The sequence below is a fragment of the Thalassospira profundimaris genome (genome assembly GCF_003326675.1).
GTDB classification, from domain to species: domain Bacteria; phylum Pseudomonadota; class Alphaproteobacteria; order Rhodospirillales; family Thalassospiraceae; genus Thalassospira; species Thalassospira aquimaris.
On record NZ_JPWF01000004.1, the window covers coordinates 281601 to 299883 of the forward strand.

The 18283-nt window shown below is 53.7% G+C and carries 15 protein-coding genes; 6 read left to right on the plus strand and 9 right to left on the minus strand.

The window, feature by feature from the left end:
- Nucleotides 1–58: 58 nt before the first annotated feature.
- Both TH19_RS07845 and TH19_RS07850 read right to left on the minus strand, forming a co-directional pair.
- Nucleotides 59–1666 (minus strand): DHA2 family efflux MFS transporter permease subunit, encoded by a 1608-nt coding sequence (locus tag TH19_RS07845; protein WP_309471250.1) that lies wholly within the window; start codon nt 1664–1666, stop codon nt 59–61.
- Entirely contained in the window at nt 1666–2769 is a 1104-nt protein-coding gene (locus TH19_RS07850; protein WP_114101773.1) for an HlyD family secretion protein, read from the minus strand. The genes TH19_RS07845 and TH19_RS07850 overlap by 1 nt, the downstream gene beginning before the upstream one ends.
- Nucleotides 2770–2865: 96 nt before the next feature.
- Between TH19_RS07850 and TH19_RS07855 the strand changes: the two genes are divergently transcribed.
- Nucleotides 2866–3504 carry a TetR/AcrR family transcriptional regulator gene (locus tag TH19_RS07855; RefSeq protein WP_114101774.1) on the plus strand — a complete coding sequence of 213 codons (639 nt, stop codon included), beginning with the start codon at nt 2866–2868 and terminating at the stop codon, nt 3502–3504.
- Between the two features lie 82 nt (nt 3505–3586).
- Here the strand turns inward: TH19_RS07855 and TH19_RS22710 are convergent, their stop codons facing one another.
- Nucleotides 3587–3757, minus strand: coding sequence for a hypothetical protein (locus tag TH19_RS22710; protein ID WP_181846363.1), 171 nt, complete (start codon nt 3755–3757; stop codon nt 3587–3589).
- A 434-nt stretch (nt 3758–4191) separates the two neighbouring features.
- Here TH19_RS22710 and TH19_RS07860 point away from each other — a divergent pair, with 434 nt between their 5' ends.
- Complete coding sequence (locus TH19_RS07860; protein ID WP_068517514.1) at nt 4192–5406, plus strand: NADP-dependent isocitrate dehydrogenase; 1215 nt, start codon at nt 4192–4194, stop codon at nt 5404–5406.
- A 214-nt stretch (nt 5407–5620) separates the two neighbouring features.
- Here the strand turns inward: TH19_RS07860 and TH19_RS07865 are convergent, their stop codons facing one another.
- On the minus strand, nt 5621–6493 hold the full coding sequence (locus TH19_RS07865; RefSeq protein WP_147250733.1) for a hypothetical protein: 873 nt from the start codon (nt 6491–6493) through the stop codon (nt 5621–5623).
- A gap of 188 nt (nt 6494–6681) precedes the next feature.
- Between TH19_RS07865 and TH19_RS07870 the strand changes: the two genes are divergently transcribed.
- From TH19_RS07870 to TH19_RS07880, 3 genes are all read left to right on the plus strand, one after another.
- Nucleotides 6682–7206, plus strand: coding sequence for an RNA polymerase sigma factor (locus TH19_RS07870; protein WP_114101775.1), 525 nt, complete (start codon nt 6682–6684; stop codon nt 7204–7206).
- Nucleotides 7203–7979 (plus strand): hypothetical protein, encoded by a 777-nt coding sequence (locus TH19_RS07875; protein WP_114101776.1) that lies wholly within the window; start codon nt 7203–7205, stop codon nt 7977–7979. Before TH19_RS07870 ends, TH19_RS07875 begins: the two co-directional genes overlap by 4 nt.
- A 109-nt stretch (nt 7980–8088) precedes the next feature.
- The gene (locus TH19_RS07880) at nt 8089–9084 is read left to right on the plus strand and encodes a hypothetical protein (protein WP_114101777.1); all 996 of its coding nucleotides are present in this window, start codon (nt 8089–8091) and stop codon (nt 9082–9084) included.
- 88 nt (nt 9085–9172) lie between these two features.
- On the opposite strand, the gene TH19_RS07885 is transcribed toward TH19_RS07880, so the two are convergent.
- From TH19_RS07885 to glpQ, 4 genes are all read right to left on the minus strand, one after another.
- On the minus strand, nt 9173–9931 hold the full coding sequence (locus tag TH19_RS07885; RefSeq protein ID WP_114101778.1) for a substrate-binding periplasmic protein: 759 nt from the start codon (nt 9929–9931) through the stop codon (nt 9173–9175).
- Between the two features lie 167 nt (nt 9932–10098).
- Nucleotides 10099–10962 (minus strand): pirin family protein, encoded by an 864-nt coding sequence (locus TH19_RS07890; protein WP_114101888.1) that lies wholly within the window; start codon nt 10960–10962, stop codon nt 10099–10101.
- Between the two features lie 179 nt (nt 10963–11141).
- On the minus strand, nt 11142–11744 hold the full coding sequence (gene wrbA / locus TH19_RS07895; RefSeq protein ID WP_114101779.1) for an NAD(P)H:quinone oxidoreductase: 603 nt from the start codon (nt 11742–11744) through the stop codon (nt 11142–11144).
- A gap of 108 nt (nt 11745–11852) precedes the next feature.
- Nucleotides 11853–12923, minus strand: a complete 1071-nt coding sequence (glpQ, locus tag TH19_RS07900) for a glycerophosphodiester phosphodiesterase (RefSeq protein WP_258547867.1) — start codon at nt 12921–12923, stop codon at nt 11853–11855.
- A gap of 267 nt (nt 12924–13190) precedes the next feature.
- On the opposite strand from glpQ, the gene TH19_RS07905 reads away from it, so the two are divergent.
- Nucleotides 13191–17066, plus strand: coding sequence for a PAS domain-containing hybrid sensor histidine kinase/response regulator (locus TH19_RS07905; RefSeq protein ID WP_147250734.1), 3876 nt, complete (start codon nt 13191–13193; stop codon nt 17064–17066).
- Here the strand turns inward: TH19_RS07905 and TH19_RS07910 are convergent.
- Nucleotides 17056–18243, minus strand: coding sequence for a vWA domain-containing protein (locus tag TH19_RS07910; RefSeq protein WP_114101782.1), 1188 nt, complete (start codon nt 18241–18243; stop codon nt 17056–17058). The genes TH19_RS07905 and TH19_RS07910 overlap by 11 nt on opposite strands.
- Nucleotides 18244–18283 lie beyond the last annotated feature (40 nt).

The following is an 18283-nucleotide window of genomic DNA, read 5'->3' on the forward strand; positions in this document are numbered from 1 at the left end:
GGGTCGGGGGATGAGTGTGCGGCCTGTTTCTGTGTCTGTGTCACGTACCCTTTATCGATCAGTGTCCGCCGCCGCCACCGCCTGCCATTGCACGCGGCGGACGGGCCAAAGGCAACAGCAGCAAGGCAACAAAGAACGCAGCCGCCATCGCCAGATAGATGTCGTTAAACGAAATCATCGATGCTTCGCGATTGACCAGATTTACGATGAATTTCATCGCGGCGGCATGCGGATCGGCAATGCCCATTTCCGAATAGCGCGCCATCATGGTTGCCAGATAATCCTTGAAGGCCGTGCTGGCCGGATTGATATGCTCGGACAGTAACGAGAAATGGTAATCAATGCGCTTGTCCAAAAGCGTGTTGATCGCCGCCATGCCAATCGCCCCGCCAAGGTTGCGCATCAGGTTATAAAGCCCGCTGGCATTCTTGATCTTTTCGGGCGGCAAGGTGCCAAGCGCCAGATTGGTGACCGGCAACATGCAGAACATCAAAGCCGCACCACGCACGATCTGCGGCAGGATCAGCTCGTTGAACGATACTTCGCTGTTGTTAAAACCATGCATGGCAAGGCCGGTCGCAAACAGCGCCAATCCAATGCCGAGAACCACGCGCGGCGGATATTTCGCCGTCATCTTCCCGGCAATCGGAGCCGACAGGAACTGGGCAATCCCGGTCACGGCCATGATCATGCCGATTTCCAGACTGTCATAGCCGCGCACACGGCTAAGCATCAGCGGCATGATATACACACTGCCATAAAGCCCGATACCAAGCGTAAAGCTGAAGACACAGCCCATGGTAAAGTTGCGATCAGAGAAGGATTTCAGATCAACAATCGGCTTGTCGTAGGTAAACATCCGCCAAAAGAAATAGATGCCCGCAATGATACAAACAATCGTCCCGTAAAGGATCGCTGTTTCATCAAACCAGTCGTCTTTCGGACCTTCATCCAGAACATATTCAAGACTGCCCAGAAACACCGCCATGGCAAGCAGACCGGCAAGGTCAAAGCCCTTAAGCAGGGATCGATCGCCTTTGTCGACACGCAGGGTCATGGCAACCACACAGGCAATCAGAAGACCGGGCACAACGTTGATCAGAAACAGCCAGTGCCATGACAGGGATTGGGTCAGAAATCCGCCAAGTGTCGGGCCGATTGTCGGGGCCATGGTCGCGATCAAACCGATCATGACCGAGGCCGTATTGCGCTTTTCCGGCGGGAAAATGATATAGGTTGTCGCAAACACGGTCGGGATCATCGCCCCGCCAAGGAACCCTTGGGCGGCACGGAACCAGATCATGCTTTCAATCGACCAGGCAAAGGCCGATGCAATCGACATCACGGTAAACCCGATGGCCGAAATCACAAACAGCCAGCGCGTTGACATCAGCCGCGACAGAAAACCCGAAAGCGGGATCATCACCACTTCGGCAATCAGATAACTGGTCTGCACCCAGCCGATTTCATCCGGGCTTGCCGAAAGTCCGGCCTGAATGTTTTCAAGCGAACTTGCTACGATCTGAATATCAAGGATCGCCAGAAACATACCGACAACCATCGCCACCCAGCCAATGAACTGGGCACGATCAACATGCCCGCCCGGTGCGGGCATGGCGTGCGGTGCCGATGGGCTTGTTGGGGCGCTGGTTGCGGAATTGCTCATCAGTTAAGCTCCGAGACTTCCTTGGCCGGAACAAAGTTCTGCGCCAATCCCGAACCGGCAATATGTTGCGCACCGTCGGCATCGCGGGTATCGACATCCACCACGACCGAAAGACCCGGACGCAGGGCTGCTGCCCATTTGCTGTCATCAAGCGAAATGCGGATCGGCACGCGCTGGGTGATCTTGGTGAAGTTGCCCGTTGCGTTTTCCGGCGGCAACAGACTGAACTGGGCACCGGTTGCCGGGGCAAAGCTTTCGACCTGGCCGGTAATGTCGGCATTGGGGAACGCATCAACAGTCACCCGAACCTTTTGGCCATGGGCCATATGTTCGATCTGGGTTTCCTTGAAATTGGCGACGACATAAACGCCAGGCAGCGGCACCAGAACCAAAAGCTGTTCACCGGGCTGAACAAGTGCGCCGGTCTGAACCGAACGGTTACCAATCACGCCATCAAAGGGGGCATGGATTTTGGTATCTTCAAGTGCCTGCATCGCAAGATCACGGGCGGCGATTGCCTGACTGACGGCGCGCTGTGCTTCGATTTTCTGTGCGCGCAGAACACCAAGACGGCCTTTTTCGACCGCAAGGGTCGCATTGGCGGACGCCACCTGTGCTTGTGCTTTCTGACGGTCGGCCTTGGCATAGTCAAACTTCTGACGACTTGCAGCACCCTTTTTGACCAGATCGTCATAACGCTGGAAGTCTTCGGTCGTGCGGTCAAGCTCGACCTTGGCGATGCGCACATTTGCTTCGGCCTGCTCGATGGCGGCTTCCTGCAAAATGATCTGTTCATCCATCGTGGTGACAGCCGACTGGCGCGCATCAAGCGTCGCGGTCGCCTGTGCGACTTCAAGACGGTAATCCTCGTCCTTGATGGTCAGCAACAAATCGCCCTTGTGAACCGACTGGTTTTCAACAACCGCCAGCTCGCCAACATAACCCGATACCTTGGGGGAAATGGCAACCTCGTCCGCCTGCAAATAGGCGTTGTCGGTACTTTCAAAGTACTGACCCTCGGTCACCCAGTGGAACCCGTAATATCCGCCGCCACCGATTGCCGCCAGCGCGACCAGGGGCAGAATGATTTTCTTCACACTCATAGCCTTGTTTCATCCTTTTGGTATTGATCAGTACCATTTGTGCCTTTATGGTACCAATCAGTACCAACCGTCAAGTCCTGAATTGGAAGAATTCTTTTGTCCGATCCGAAAAAAATTGATCCCAGAACACTGAAACGGCGCGACGCCATGATTGAAGCTGCGCGGGAATTGTTTTGCGAACATGGACTTGCGGGCACGACACTGGAAATGATCACGGCCGAAGCCGGTGGGTCACGACGGACAATTTATGAATTGTTCGGCAACAAGGATGGCGTTTTCGAAGCTGTCATTCGTAACTGTACGGGTCGTGTCACATCGATCATGGCCGATCTTGAACTGACACAGCTTCCGTTGCGGGCAGCGCTGATTCATTTCGGCGAAACCCTGATGACGCTTCTGACCATGCCCGATACCATTCGTTATATGCGTCTGTTTCTGGCAGAAGTTCCGCGCTTCCCGAAACTGGGACAGGTATTTTACGAAAGCGGCCTGATGACCGGACGCCGGATCATCACATCCTATTTCGAACGCCAGATGGCCGAAGGAAAATTCCCGCAAAACGACCCCAAACAGGCAGCGGTCTTTTTCACCAGCCTGCTTAAGGCCGATTATGACTTTCGCCAGATGACCTATATGGGGTGGGAACCACAGGCACAGGATTTACATGCCCATGTGATCGCCGCGGTCGATATGTTCCTGCGCGGTTATGGTCTTGATCCGGAAAAGATGGACTAGGGACGTCCCCGATCCGTAAAGCCACCCCAAACAGCAAAACGCAAATCCCCCGACCCCGTTTTGCTGTCTGTTGGTGCCCTGATCAGAACAGGGTCAAAAGGCGATAGGCAATCGGACCCAGCATGGTGACAACGCCAATCCACATCATGGCAACGCCCCAACCCTGATTCCGGTTATTAAAGCCAAACCCCAACAGACAAAAGCCGATGATACACACGATGAGGATCACGGTATTTTCGGTGGTCATGCTCATCTCGTTCCCCTTTGTTATCTGGAAATTGTGATTACCGGAGTCTTCGTCTGTTTCCCTTAACGCAACCAGTTTAGATCCGTTTAAATGTCACTTTCCTTGATCCTGATCACAGGAAGGACGAAATTCAAAAGGATCACATTATGCTGATCGGCAGTTTCGATTTTTCGCAAAGACCTGCGTAAATCACGGGCAAACATATGCTTTTTCCGACCATAAAACACCCGTAAAACCGGCTGCCGCGGCACAGAAATCCGCGATTTAAATAAAGAAAAGAATGATGTTGCGTCGCCCTCTTTGATTTTCTGGTGGCTTCCTGTATGTTGCGGGCTCCCGACGCGGCCAGGGCGCTCCCTCGCGCGCCGGAAGACAAAGATCTAACCATCTTGAATGGCAGCCGCGCTGTATTCCGGCCGCGGCCAGCAAGGGAGTATTCTATGAGCAAGATTCAAGTTAAGAATCCGATCGTCGAACTTGACGGCGATGAAATGACCCGGATCATCTGGGACTTCATTAAAAACAAACTGATCCTTCCGTATCTCGACGTTGACCTGAAATACTACGATCTTTCGGTTCAGAAACGTGACGAGACCGATGACCAGATCACCATTGATGCGGCAAACGCCATCAAGGAACACCGCGTCGGCGTCAAATGCGCAACCATCACCCCGGATGAGCAGCGCGTTGAAGAATTCAGCCTGAAGAAAATGTGGAAGTCGCCGAACGGCACCATCCGCAACATCATCGGCGGTACCGTTTTCCGTCAGCCGATCATCTGCAACAACGTTCCGCGTCTGGTTCCGGGTTGGACCCAGCCGATCGTTATTGGCCGTCACGCATTTGGTGACCAGTACCGTGCGACCGACTTCAAAGTTCCGGGCGCAGGCAAGCTGACCATCAAGTTCCAGCCGGCAGACGGCGGCGAAGCCATCGAACACGAAGTCTTCGACTTCCCGTCTTCGGGCGTTGCAATGTCGATGTACAACCTTGATGATTCGATCAAAGGCTTTGCACGTGCTTGCATGAACTATGGTCTGTCGCTCGGTTGGCCGGTTTACCTGTCGACCAAGAACACCATCATGAAAGCCTATGACGGCCGCTTCAAGGACCTGTTCGAAGAAGTCTTCCAGACCGAATTCAAAGACAAGTTCGAAGCAGCAGGCATCACCTACGAACACCGCCTGATCGACGACATGGTTGCATGTGCGATGAAATGGAACGGTGGTTTCGTTTGGGCTTGTAAGAACTATGACGGCGACGTTCAGTCTGACACCGTTGCACAGGGCTTTGGTTCGCTCGGTCTGATGACCTCTGTTCTGATGACCCCGGATGGGCAGACCGTTGAAGCAGAAGCTGCACACGGCACCGTTACCCGTCACTACCGTCAGCACCAGCAGGGCAAAGAAACCTCGACCAACCCGATTGCGTCGATCTTTGCCTGGACCCAGGGTCTTAAGTACCGTGGCGAGTTCGATGGTACCCCGGAAGTCGTCAAGTTTGCTGAAACCCTTGAAAAAGTTTGCGTCGACACCGTCGAAGCCGGCTTCATGACCAAGGATTTGGCACTGCTGATCGGCCCGAACCAGAAATGGCTGACCACCACCCAGTTCCTCGACAAACTGGACGAAGGTCTGAAAGCTGCAATGGCCTGATCCATCTGATCAGACTGGCAGTTTCGCCAATCAAAGAAGCCCTCGCCGCTTATTCGGCGGGGGCTTTTTCTTTGTCGGCGCATTTTGATACCCTGTCCGAAATCCGCACAAAAAGAACCCCGCCGGCGGGGGACCGAACGGGGTTTCCAGTTACCTGCGGTCTGGGTGGAGACCGCGGCGATCAAAGCAGGATCAGCTGCCTTGAGTGGGATTCTTATGCGGCAGTTTCGCCAGTATCTCCGGTGTCACCGGTATCACCTGCGTCACCTGTATCTCCGGTGTCGCCAGTGTCGCCAGTGTCGCCAGTGTCACCTGTATCGCCGGTATCCCCAGTGTCACCCGTATCGCCGGTATCGCCGGTATCCCCGGTATCCCCGGTATCCCCGGTGTCGCCCGCATCCCCAGTGTCACCTGTGTCGCCAGTGTCGCCAGTGTCGCCAGTGTCGCCTGTATCGCCCGTATCACCAGTGTCCGGCTCACCATCGTCTGGCGTATCGACATCATCACCAGCGTCCGGACGGGTCAGCTCTTTCCAGCCATGGGTAATGATTTCCTGTTCGATATCAGGATCAACATCAGGACCAGCCGGTGCGCCAAAGACGCGCTGGATGCCGGGCGGAAGGGCACCGGCAAGGCCCGGCGCATTGGTGATGCCACGCGGCATGGATTTTCCACCAACGTCACCTTCCTCGCCTTCTTCACCTTCGTCGGTTTCAGCCGCACTGCGTCCCAGACCGTTGGACTGCAGCCCGAGGCTTTTCGCATTGGATCGTGCAGCAGCGCTGTTGCCCGGACCGTCGGCACTATTGCCGTTGCCATTTCCGCCACCATTACCATTGCCGTTACCACCGCCATTGCCACCGGAATTACCGTTGCCGTTTCCGCCACCGTTTCCGCCACCGTTTCCACCACCGTTACCGTTACCACCGCCATTGCCGTTACCTTGCGCAAAGGCTGCGTTATCGGTCAGATCCATTTTCGAGAGATCAAAAGAGACCGGTGTGGCAATCAGCGCAAAAGCGCCAAAACCAAGAATTCCGGCCGTCACAATCTTGGTGCGAAGTGATTTTTTCATTTCGATCGTCATCTTTAAGCTCCAGTCCATTGTCCGGGATTTCGCATTGTTTGCAGGGACAACGCACCGGTTGAACAATTTCTTCCGCACCCCAGCGAATAATTTCCAAATATTTTTTTTTCATCTGTGACGGAAGAAACAGCCACGCGCGCGCGTTATCCACACAATAGAACCCACAAAATCAGAATGGGACATTTGGTTTGGACACCGCACTTCGCTCAGAATTGACCGAACTGCTACCGCGTGCCATGCGTTTTGCCCGATCTCTGACCCGCGATGCAGTCGCCGCAGAAGATCTGGTACAGACCGCCTATATCAAGGCGGTCGAACGGATTGATCAGTTTGAACCGGGCACACGGCTTGACAGTTGGCTGTATCGCATCATCCAGACAAGCTGGATCGATGAGAAACGCCGCGACCAAAGACGCGGCAACGTCATTTCGTTTGAAGATGCCCGCGATACCGTCATGCCCATGCAAAGACATGGCGGAACAGACCGGGTCTTCTTGCAAGCAGCCATGGCATCGCTGGTCGAAGACCAGCGTGCTGCCCTGACACTGGTTTTGATTGAAGGATACAGCTATCGCGAAGCTGGCGACATTCTGGGCGTTCCCGATGGAACCGTGATGAGCCGCGTTGCACGGGCCCGCAAGATACTTGCCGCCCTGCATGACGATGATAGCAACCTGACAAATAATGACGGCATCCAAAGAGGTTCGCCATGACTACTGAACTCAAGGAACAGGATTACATCTTGTTGTCGGCCTATATCGACGGTGAACTCGTCCCGACCGAGTGCCGCAAGCTTGAAGACCGCATTGCCAATTGCCCGGTTCTGACCCGCCAGTTCAACATCATGGCCGGACAAGCCGTTGTTTTGCGCAATCAGTCCAATCGCCTTCTTGATGATCACGTCTATCCGGAGCTGTGCAAAAGCATCCAGGATATCCTTGATCAGAAGCCGGTTGAAAAACGTAACACCGTGCATGATGCAGGCAATGTGCATCCGGCACCGCGTGCTGCGAACAACAATAACGCAATCTGGACCGGCATCGGCGCCGCCGCCGCCGTCCTGATCGCATTCGTTGGTGGTAACTGGTTTAACGAAAACCTTGCCAGCGACCCGCAGGCAAGCGGACCGCAAGGTACTGCACAGATGGCGGCCTTTTCCCCCATCGGCAATCCGGTTCTTGATCAGGAAATCAGCCTGACCTTGGAAAAAACACTAAGCGGCGAAATCCGTCATGTTGCTCTTGGTGCCGATCAGAAGAGCGGTTCGGACACCTTGATCGAACCACTGCGCACCTTCCGTCAGGGCGGGCGGTTCTGCCGCGAATATCAGGTGAGTTTTGCCGGTGATCCGGTAACGGGCAGTGACACAGGTTTCTACGGGCGGGCATGCCGTACCGGTGAAGGACAATGGGAAACGGTGTATCGCCTGATTCCGGGCGTTGATCTGCCCGATCTGGAGCCGCCAACCCCAGATCATAAATTGTAAATACCGGGTTGGGACGAAGGTGGGGCTTCGTCCCAATCTGTAATGCTGAACGACACGATAAAAAACACGACGCAAACATCGACCAAAAAGAATAAGCAGGATCAGGACTATGAAGATGCCGACCCTTTCGCGTCACTTCGGGGCGCTTTCATGCTTTTTGGGCCTTGCATTATTGGGGGCCTGTCAGACCCTTGACGATTTTGGTGCCAAGCTGAATGAACTGAATGACGGCATGGGGCAATATGCCGAAAAGACCGAGAATACCGGTCCCGACCTGGCGCCCGCCACCCTCCCCGATTTCGGGGTTGGTGATGCCTTTGTCTTTGACAGCGGTCGCGCCATCTATGTCGAAAAAATCAGCGGCGATAACTTTGTCTGGAATGGTGGTGGTGATTATCGCTTTGAAACCGGTGCGGATTTCACCGGCCCCAATCTGGAATGGTCCTATACCGACAAGGAAGACCGCAAACGGTCGGGCACCGCAAGCATCAAGGATGGTTCGCAATCCCTGTGGCCACTTGAATATGACAAGATGGTTCGGGTTTCGACCAAGTCGGAAAACATTGATCCCGACACCGGGAAGGTCAACAGCTATGACCAGTGGCTGACTTGCAAGGTGCCTGCGACCGAACGCATCGAAGTCCCCGCCGGGACCTTTGATACCTATGTGATCGAATGTTCCCGGTATTACGGGCAATGGTGGATGCAGACCACCAAATGGTGGTACGCGCCCGAAATCGGTTTTTACGTCAAGCGCGACCGGTCATGGAATTCGGGCAGCGATCATAGTGAATCCCTGATGACCTATGGCCCGGCGCCAACAAAGATCCCGAAAAAGGCCCGTGATCAACTTGCCCAAACCGTACAGACAGCGCTTGAAAACAACAATTCCGGCGATGCCGATAAAACCCGGGTTTCGTCCCTGGGGATATCGGTCACACCGTTAAAAACATTCAAGACCGACAAGGGCAACTGGTGCCGCACCTATCGTCAGGAACTTTCATCCCATAACCGAACCAGCCAGCAAATCAAATCGGCCTGTCGAACCGACAAGGGTTGGGTGGTTGAAGACGAGGTTGCCGCCAAAACAACCGCCGAAAAGTGATCTGATCCATCACATGATATGCAAAAGGCCCCGCCGAAACCGGCTTGGGCCTTTTGTTATTTCAAGATCAAGGAACCAGCTGTTCCGATCAGTAGTCAATCCCGTCAAGCATCGTCGACAGCTCCCCGCTTTCGCGAAGGTGTTTCAGGCCGCTATTGAACTGGGCAATGATTTGTTCGGCCCGCGGGTTTCTTTTCCCGACAATGAAATGCAATGGCTGATCAGACAGGGCTTCGGGGATATGGCCAAAATCATCATTTGAAAGACCGGCGGCTGCTATTGAATTAACCGCCTCGGGCCGCGGACTGATGACACTGTCAACCCGCCCTGCCGCCAGCAGCTGGAAACAGGTTTTCATATCCGGTGGGGCGACCCTTTTTGCCTGACCGTTACCAAACAGTTTTCCGGTATAGCCAAGCTCCGCATGCCCCAGTGGCAGACACAGATTCTTGCCGATCAGATCAAGGTTGGCATCAAAGGAAGAACGCGACTTCAAGAACCATCCATATGCCTTCAGGCTGGTGATCGGATCGGAATACAGCACTGCCTTGCCGCGCGTCCGGGTAAAGGCATAGGGAAAAGTCCCGTCGACTTCCCCGTCCACCGTCATCTCGTAACCCTTAAGCCAGGAACGCCAGGCAATAACGACATTCTCGTGCCCGACACTTTTGAAAACCCTGCGCACGATGTCGGTTGCCAATCCGCCATTTTCGAGTTGCCGGTCGGCAAAAGGCGGGAACTCGTCGCCGGTCACAACGCGGATATCTTGCGCCTCGGCAGACGTCACAAACATGCTGGCCAACAGCACCAAAACCCATCCAGATGCGCGCTGTAGCGACTTGAACATTCTGACAGCGATCCCTTCTTTGTCCTTAGTTTAAAACTTGGACAACGGGGCAGCACTTTCAAGGGCATAGATCAATTGGCCGAACTATTCTTTAGCCTTATACAAATCACCCCGGCCATTTCCGACCGGGGTGATTGATGTATCGCTTTCGCGAGGTCAACAAGCGATCAGGACGCTGCCTTGCGCACGAAGTTACCGCGCTGATAATCATCGAAGGCCTGCATCAGCTCCTGTTTGCTGCTCATGACAAACGGGCCGTACCGGACAACCTGTTCATGGATCGGGCGCGCCGCAATCACCAACATCCGGCCACCATTCTTGCCACCGCGCAGGGTCACACCATCCCCGTCATCAAGGATTGCCAGATGATGGGTCGGGACATCTTTGCCCGCAACAACCGCATCACCGATAAACACATAAACCACCGCTGCATGGCCCTCGGGCACCGGAATGGTGACTTCCTTGCCTGCGTCAAGCTTGGCATCCACAAAGACCGGGTTGGTGGAAATCCCGTTGATCGGACCAACCTTGCCAAACATTTCACCGGCAACCAGACGAAGGTCTGCGCCCTCGGATACGGAAATCTCGGGAACGTCCGGTGCTTCGATATTCTGATAGCGCGGATCAATCATCTTGTCCTTGGCGGGCAAATTGATCCAAAGCTGGAACCCCTGCAAAAGACCATCTTCCTGCATCGGGGTTTCGGAATGGATGATGCCGCTTCCTGCAGTCATCCACTGCACACCACCGGATCGAAGCACGCCTTTGGAACCAATGCTGTCTTCGTGCCCCATCGCACCTTCAACCATATAGGTCACAGTTTCAAACCCGCGATGCGGATGTTCGGGGAAACCGGCAATATAGTCATCGGCATTATCGGTTGAAATGGAATCAAGCATCAGGAACGGATCAAGCATATCAAGCTGCGGCGTTCCGATGGACCGTTTCAGCGACACACCCGCACCATCGGATGTATCCATGGCGCGCAGAACCCGCGCAACACCGCGTATATTTGCGATCTGATCTGACATCATCATTCTCCTGATCTGGCCGACACCTTGTGCCGGGCGGAATTTTATGGGTTCTAATGTGCCACAAAACTGTCGCCAAACAAGGCACAATCAGGCACCTGATTGTTTCCCGAAACGCAACAAAAAAGGCAGTGTCAGGTCCCTGACACTGCCTTTGATCTTAATGGATGACGGCTGGATCAGCCGGCAAGCTTTGCGGCCAGTTCGGCAACGTGTTTGCCCTGGAAGCGCGCAATATCAAGCTCGTTCTCGGACGGCTGACGCGATCCGTCAGCACCGGCAAGGGTCGTCGCGCCATAGGGCGAACCACCGGTAATTTCATCCATATTGGTCAGCCCCGCACAGCTATAGGGTACACCGACAATCACCATGCCGTGATGCAAAAGCGTCGTATGGGTCGAGGTGATGGTGGTTTCCTGACCGCCATGCTGGGTGCCGGTCGATGCAAAGACAGAACCGATTTTACCAATCAGCGCACCCTTGGCCCAAAGACCACCGGTCTGATCAAAGAAGTTGCGCATCTGGGCCGACATATTGCCAAAGCGGGTCGGCACACCAAAGATGATGGCATCATATTCCGCAAGATCGGAAACAGCCGCAATCGGGGCTGCCTGATCAAGCTTGGCACCAGCTGCCTTGGCAACATCTTCGGGCATGATTTCGGGTACGCGTTTGACATCGACCTGGGTTCCGGCAACACCGCGTGCGCCTTCGGCAACTGCATTTGCCATGGTTTCGATGTGCCCATACATCGAATAATAAAGAACCAGTACCTTTGCCATATCAGCCTCCTTGGTTGAAAATTGCGAAGTGCAATAATGACTTACCTGCTTGCCTCTGATAACGATCAGATTGGAAACAGATTGCTGCGCAAAACGATAAAATCGCGGTTATGACGCCGGATTGTTCGCCAAAAACTGCACAGCCTGATCCGGAAAATCGGTGAAAATGCCGTTGATACCCGCATCATCAAAGATCGCCTTCAGGGCAATATCCATATCCCCCGCCCATTTCGGCAACTGATCGGCGCGCAAGGTATAGGGATGGACCAAAAGTTGCGCGCGCTGGGCGGCAATCAGGGTCGGGGTCATGATCGCCGTCCCATTGGCACTTAACCCTTCGATGACTTGCGGCAGCCACGGTCCGATGCCGTCGACAACGGTTGCCATTTCAACCACACCTTCGGCCGATTTCAGATAATCGTAATCCGTGCCCTCTGGCGCGCCCCAGCGGTTTTCACCCAAAAGCTGAACCATCTTGCCCTGATACTTCAGTTCGTTACGGATGCGCTTGGTTTCGGCCCAGTCAAAGCATTGCACAAACGCATTCGACGCCGGATTGTTATAGCCCCACTGTTCCAGAACCGTGATCACGGTCTTGGAAATATCCTGCCCTTCGGCGCGGTGGAATGCCGGGTCCTTGATTTCGGGATAGATACCGACATCACGCCCGGTCGAACGATTAAGCCCCTGGATAAGCTTGATCTCTTCTTCAAGCGTCGGGATTTTGAACATTCCGAAATCACCGGGGAAACGATCTTCATAAACCTGTTTGCCGGTATCGGCCTTGAACCGTTCGGTCACAGTCAGGGATTTAAGCTCGGCCAGTGTGAAATCAATGACGTAGTAACGCCCGTCTTCGCGCTTGCGATCCGGGAACTTGGTTGCAACATCGGTCGTGGTATCCAGATGAATGTCATGCAGGATCACCGGCACGCCGTCCTTTGACAGAACCACATCCTGTTCGATGTAATCGGCCCCCATGCCATAGGCCAGTGCCTTGGCTGGCAAAGTATGTTCGGGCAGATATCCCGACGCCCCGCGATGGGCAATCACGACTTTTTCCTGCGTGACGTCCTGTGCGCGAACGGACATTGCACCCACAAACGGAGCCGCCATCATTGCGGCCACGAACATCCCGCTTGCGATCATACGCCGAGGATTCCAATTTTTTACCAGCATCACAAAGTCCCTTTGATTACAGTCCTGTTCGGATTTTTCAGGACTATAGGCATGGTTTCAAATCACAGAAACGTCAGTGCGAATTTCACCTTCATTCTTCATCAATCTGTTACATTAATTTCTGAACGTATCTCCGCGGATTTGGTTCCCCGTCAGGATCACATAACAATTGCAGATCCAATACTGGAAAACGTTCCCGCAGCCACCAGATACAGATAAATAAATCCGTATTTGTCAGTGAAATCAGTGAACTCAAGTAACAGCACGTTGTCTCCGAACAAAATAAAAGTTCTGTCGGTAACCATTGCCCTTATCGGCATTGCACTCAGTGCCGCGACGACATGGCATCTCCGTAACAGCAATATTGAAATTATCGACGACGCAGCGGACAAAGCTGCAACACTCGCTGTTTCGGCCATCACTGATCGGTTCAGGCTGTACCAATACGGTTTGCAGGGCGCCAAGGCGGTTGTCCTGACAGCTGGCGAAAATGATCTGAGCCGCCGACAATTCATCCAGTACAATCATGTCCGCGATATTGATACCGAGTTTCCCGGTGCGCGTGGCTTCGGCTTTATCCGGCGTGTGCCCGTTGCCGACGAACAGGCGTTTGTTGAACGCGCAAAAGCCGACGATTTCCCGACATTTTCAATCCGGCAACTTACGCCGCATCCTGACGAACGTTATGTCATCCAGTATATCGAACCGGCCGAGCGGAACATGCAGGCCATCGGTCTTGATATCGGTTCGGAAACCAACCGCCGCAAAGCCGCAGACGATGCGATGAAAACCGGGACCGTTCAGTTGACCGGGCCAATCACACTGGTTCAGGCAACCGGCAACCCGAAACAGTCATTTTTAATCCTGTCGCCGCTTTATCGACCGGGCTTACCAACAGACACAGAAGAACAACGCGTTCAGGCAGCTTTTGGCTGGAGTTACGCGCCCTTATTGATGGAAGAAGTGCTGGCTGATCTGGACATTTATGACCAGACTTTTTCGCTTTCGATGACAGACATCACTGTCGCCGACAACCCGGTAACCTTTTTCCGCAACTTCCCGGAAGGCGCGCTTGAGACCACCGGGCTTGTGACCAACTCTGAAATGACCCTTTTTGGTCGCGTCTGGTCGGTTGACTTTGCAATCACGCCTGAATTTGTAAGCAATCTTAATCTGTTTCCCCATCAAGTAGTGATGGGGGCCGGTTCGGCGGCCAGCATCGGTCTTGCCCTGCTTTTTTCGGCCTTTATATCCAACCGCCGAAACAAACTTAACGCGATGAAAGACCGCGCTGCATTGGCGTCGATTGTTGAAAGTTCGTTTGATGGCATCATCGGTTGCGACCTTGAAGGCAAGATCACAAGCTGGAACCCCGCCGCGACCACCCTGTTTGGCTATTGCCGCACCGAAGTGCTTGGATTGCCGTTTGATACCTTGTTGGTTCCACCTGCCCTGCACGGCGAGGAACGTGACCTTAAGGAACGCCTGGCCAAAGGCATACCGGTCCAGAACTTCGAAACCCAGCGGCTTCGCAAAGACGGTACATTGATCGACCTGTCCGTGACGGCATCCCCGATCAAGTCCGATTCAGGCGACATCATCGGTTCGTCGCAAACCATGCGCGATTTCACGGCCCAGAAAGAAGCCCGTCGACGGATCAATGAAATCAATACCCAGCTTGAAAACCTTGTTTCGGTCCGGACCGAGGAGCTGACAAGCGTAAACGCACTGCTGATGAATATTCTGCGCGCTGCCAACGATGTTGCAATCATTGCCACGGATGAAAAAGGGCAAATCACCGTCTTCAATAGCGGCGCTGAACATCTCTTTGGCTTCCTTCAGGACGAAGCTGTTGAAAAACTTCATATTTCCGAACTGTTCGCGCCTTCCGAACTGAAGACATATGCAAAAGAACTGTCAAACCCGATCCGGGGTGACATCCCCCCTGACAGAGCCTTGTTCATCTTGCCGATGATCGGTGAAACGACCACCCGTGAATGGACGCAAATCCGCAAGGATGGCAGCGAATTCATTGCCTCGACCGTGATTTCCGAGCTTAAAAGCGATGCCGGCGAACATCACGGGCTGGTTTACGTGTCAATCGATGTCACACAGCAATACAAAATCCGTCGCCAACTTGATGCCACCAGAAATCAGATCGAGATGGCGGCCGATGTCGCGGAAATGGGAATCTGGTCGTGGGATGTGACGACCAATGCACTTAGGTGGAACCCTAATATGTTCCACATCTATGGTTATCCCGCATTCATGCAAAATGAAGGCGTAAGCTTGGAACATTGGCAATCCCGACTTGATCCCGGTGACGTCGACCGCTTGCAACTTCGTATCGCAGCCCTCCTTGATGGTACGGGCGACTTCAACACGACATTTGCAATCTTTACCCCGGACGGTGAAAGACGGGTCATTCAGGCAGGTGCCGATGTTGAACGCAATGAAGATGGCAGCGCGTTCCGCGTGACCGGCTTTAACCGCGACATTACCGATCAGGCCAACCGCGAAGAACTTTTGCAACAGGCCAAGGAAAGTGCTGATCGGGCAAACGTGGCGAAATCAAACTTCCTTGCCAATATGAGCCATGAAATCCGCACCCCGATGAATGCCATCCTTGGCATGCTTCAACTTACCCGGCAAACCGATCTGACACCGACACAAAGCGACTATTTGAATAAGGCCCAAAGTTCTGCTCGTGCATTGCTGCGTATCCTCAATGACATTCTTGATTATTCCAAAATCGAGGCCGGGAAACTCGAACTTGATATGCACAGCTTTGATCTTGTTCAGTTACTCGAAGAACTGGGACACGTTCTGTATGGCAATCACGTCAATGATGACATCGATCTCATTTTCGATGTCTCGGCAGACCTGCCGGTTAACGTTCGAAGCGACAGCCTGAAACTGCAACAGGTCCTGACCAACCTTGCCAGCAACGCCCTTAAATTTACCCGAACCGGTCATGTCTGCATTTCGGTGAAAACCGTTGATCGCAACATGCCGAGAAAATCAAAAATTCGCTTTGCCGTCGAGGATACCGGCATTGGAATATCAAGCGAACAGTTGGCCCGGCTGTTTACCGGCTTTACACAGGCAGAAGCATCAACATCGCGTCAGTTCGGCAGCACCGGACTTGGCCTTGCCATCAGCGACAGTTACGTCACGGCCCTTGGCGGCAAAATCGAAGTTATGACGATGCCTGGTGAAGGCAGCACATTCTCGTTTGAGCTTGAATTTGATGTCATGGAAGACAGTTTGACGACGACTGAGGACAACCCGCATCCCATTGATAATGAAGACATAGTCTTTCTGGCCATTGCCGATCATGCGGCTGATATCTATCGCAAATTCGTCGAATATCAGCATCTCGATTTCACACTTGCCCGGACCCCGGGGGAATTGATTGAATTGCTACAGGGCTTGAAAAGCCATGACGGCACAGAATTGAAAATCGTCATAGATGAATACGGGCTCAGTGATCAGGATGCGCAGGTCATTGCGGATACACTGGCATCCCTGCCCGATGACACATACCGGATCGTGGCCCTGACACGTCGTGAAAGTAAACTTGCGCACGCAGCCCCAAGCTTGACGATACATGATCTTCAAAAGCCGTTCCTTGCCCACCACCTGAAGGACGCCCTGCAGAACCTTTCGTCAGATGGCAGTGACACCAATCTTGCCAACGGCATCAGTACCGGCCGTCTTGAAGGACTTCACGTTCTTGTGGTCGAGGACAATGCCCTGAACCGGCAGGTGGCAAAGGGACTTCTGGAAAACGAGGGGGCGATGGTCGACCTTGCGGTGAATGGCGAAGAAGGGGTTTCGATGGCTCTTTCCCCTGATCAGAAATATAACATTGTCATCATGGATGTGCAGATGCCCGGTATGGACGGGCTTGAGGCAACGCGTGAAATCCGCAAGGTCAAATCATCGACCGAACTGCCGATTATTGCCATGACAGCCAATGCATCCCGTGCAGATCGGGATGACTGTCTTGCCGCGGGCATGAATGATCACTTGGGCAAACCGATCAATCTTGACGCGTTCATCGACCTGATGGCGCAGCATATCCCGCCCGGCCAAAATACAACCCCGCAAGAACCATCCGCCAACCGGATTAGCGGTTAAGTTCCCCGGTCATACGATCCAACCCGTCAAGGGTCAGGGGGAACATCCGTCCTTCCATCAGCTTGTGCATGATCTGGATCGACTGGTGATGACGCCACCAGTTTTCCGGTTGCGGATTGATCCAGGCCGCATGATGGAAATGATCAACAAGGCGTTGCAGCCACACAGACCCGGCTTCCTCGTTCCAGTGTTCGACAGCCCCGCCGGGATAGGTGATTTCATAGGGGCTCATTGTTGCGTCCCCGACGATCACCAGCTTGTAATCCGCGCCATAGGTATTGATCACATCCCATGTCGAAACCTGTTCGTTCCAGCGACGGGCATTATCCTTCCACAACCCTTCATAGGGGCAATTGTGGAAGTAATAATATTCAAGATGCTTGAACTCGGTTTTGACCGCGGAAAACAGTTCTTCACACACCTTGATGTGGTCATCCATTGATCCGCCAACATCAAACAACATCAACACCTTGACCGCGTTGTGACGTTCCGGGCGCATCTGCACATCAAGCCACCCTTGGCGTGCGGTTGACGTGATGGTGCCCGGAAGATCAAGCTCGTCTGCCGCCCCGGTCCGCGCCCATTTGCGCAAGCGACGAAGGGCCACCTTGATGTTGCGTGTGCCGATTTCAACACTGTCATCAAGGTTCCTGAATTCGCGTTTATCCCAAACCTTGACCGCACGACGATGACGGGACTTGTCCTGTCCGATCCGCACCCCTTCGGGGTTATAGCCATATGCGCCAAATGGCGAAGTCCCGGCCGTCCCGATCCATTTATTACCGCCCTGATGGCGGCCCTTTTGTTCTTCAAGACGCTGTTTAAGCGTCTCCATCAGCTTTTCCCAGCCGCCAAGGGCTTCGATCTCGGCCTTTTCCTCGTCAGTCAGGAATTTCTCGGCCAGTTTGCGCAGCCATTCTTCAGGGATATCAGTTTGGGCAACCTCGTCCATGCCCGCCGCCAGATCGGCAACACCTTTGAAATGTTCGGAAAACACCCGGTCGAATTTATCAAGATGGCGTTCGTCCTTCACCAGGGCCGCACGCGCCAGATAATAGAAATCCTCAACCGAATAGCCTGCCAGTCCCTTTTCCACCGCCTCAAGCAGAGTCAGATATTCCCGCAGTGACACAGGAATACGCACATCTTTAAGCTTATAGAAAAAACCGGTGAACATCACTTGCCCCCCGATCCAAACGCCATCATGCGCGGATCTG